Source organism: Rhizobacter sp. P1_G5 (assembly GCF_056405435.1).
This window is the reverse complement of sequence record NZ_JBFUCB010000933.1, coordinates 1-1630: the sequence shown is the minus strand read 5'-3', so window position 1 is coordinate 1630 and position 1630 is coordinate 1. Positions and strand designations below refer to the sequence as shown.

The window sequence follows — 1630 nt, the reverse complement described above, 5'->3', positions numbered from 1 at the left end:
CGCGAAGAACTGCGTCTTCGAGCGGTTCGCCACCTCGGCCTGCTGGCGCGCCGCATCGGCAGCCGCCTTCTCGGCGCGCAGCTGCGCCCCCAGCTCGTCGGCGCGCAGCTTCAGCTTCAGCAGGTTCTCGTAGTTGAGCCGGTAGTCGCTCGCGAGCAGCGTCGTCATCGCGACGATCGTCAGCAGCACGCCGGCCAGCACCAGGTCGTCGAAGCCGCCCGGCAACCCCACGCGCAGCACCGTCGGCGCAAAGCACAGCAGCGCGAAGGTGTTGTAGACCTTGCGCATCGGCGCGAGGATCGGCATGCCGGCCACGCAGAAGCTGTACACCGTCAGCAGCAGCCCGATGCGCTCTGTCGTGCCGCCGTGGGGATAGAACAGCCACGCCGCCGAGCCCCAGACGATGCCCGAGCCCATCGTCGCGCCGACCCAGATGCGGAACCACGGCTGCGCCGCCGCCAGCGTCTGCACGTTGCGCCCGCGGAACGCCACCAGCGCCCACACCCGAAACGCCCACAGCCCCCAGAACATCACCATCCAGGCCGCCAGCAGCCAGCGCGGCGCGTGGTCCCAGAACAGCAGCGCCATCACCGACGCGCCGGCCGCATTGCCGGCCAGCGTGGTCGGCACGTACGAATACAGCCCGTGGATGCGCTCGACTTCGGTCAGCTCGCGCAGGGAGGCGGCCTGTGCCGCGGGCGGGGCGGCGACCGCCATCTCAGCCGCCGCCGGGCCGCCCCAAGGCGGCTGAGCGCCCCCTCGGGGGGCAGGAACGCAGTGACGTGGGGGCGGTCATTTCTAGCGCGGGCGGTTGTGGCGCCAGGCCGAGAAGCCGCCGTGCGCTTGCGTCATCTGGCTCACCGCCAGCACCGCCTGCGTGCGCGAGCTCACGTTCAGCACCCGCAGCACCGCGGCCACGTGGTCTTTCACCGTCTCGACCGACAGCCCCAGCTCACGGGCGATCAGCTTGTTCGGGTTGCCCTGCAGCAGCAGCGCCAGCACGTCGGTCTGGCGCGGCGTGAGGCCCAGCGACGCGATCGACGGGTGCTGCTGGAAGCTGCCGCCCTTGGCCGCCTCGCCGATCTGGTTGACGGCGGCCGGCACGCCCCACGGCGAATCCTGCGCGCGCTCGGACGGCCGGTCGTTGCCGATGCTGATCGGCGGCACGTAGATGCCGCCGGACATCACCATGCGCAGCGCGTCGAACAAGGTCTCGTTGGAGGCGCGCTTCGGCACGAAGCCCATCGCGCCCAGGTCGATCGAGCGGATCACGTCGCTCGCGCGGTCGGAGGCCGACACCACCACCACCGGCAGCGCCGGGTAGGTGCTGCGGAACTCGACCAGCAGGTCGAAGCCGTCGGCGTCGCCCAGGTGCAGGTCGAGCAGCACCAGGTCGAAGTCGTTGTCGGCGGCCAGCGTCTCGCGCGCGGCGCGGGCACTGCCGGCACCGACCACGCTGACGTGGTCGCCCAGGCCCTGGATCACGGTCTGCAAGGCCGACAGGATCAACGGATGGTCATCGACCAACAGCACTTTCATCGCGACATCCCTTTCGTGCGCTGTGAGCCCTCGGCCCGGGGCAAAGCGCCGATGCTAGCCGAGCGCCCCGGACGCCCCGCACCCCCTGAAG

At 71.0% G+C, this 1630-nt stretch carries 1 protein-coding gene and 1 pseudogene; both read right to left on the bottom strand.

Translation table 11 applies throughout. The annotated features are described in order from the left end of the window. Positions 1–717 (bottom strand): annotated as a pseudogene (locus AC1D12_RS32885) (hybrid sensor histidine kinase/response regulator); the annotation flags it as partial. An 81-nt stretch (positions 718–798) separates the two neighbouring features. Then, complete coding sequence (locus tag AC1D12_RS32880; protein ID WP_477845314.1) at positions 799–1539, bottom strand: response regulator; 741 nt, start codon at positions 1537–1539, stop codon at positions 799–801. Positions 1540–1630 lie beyond the last annotated feature (91 nt).

Excerpts from the sequence above, each read along its gene's own strand:
- AC1D12_RS32880 (WP_477845314.1), bottom strand. The coding sequence starts at position 1,539 with ATGAAAGTGCTGTTGGTCGATGACCATCCGTTGATCCTGTCGGCCTTG.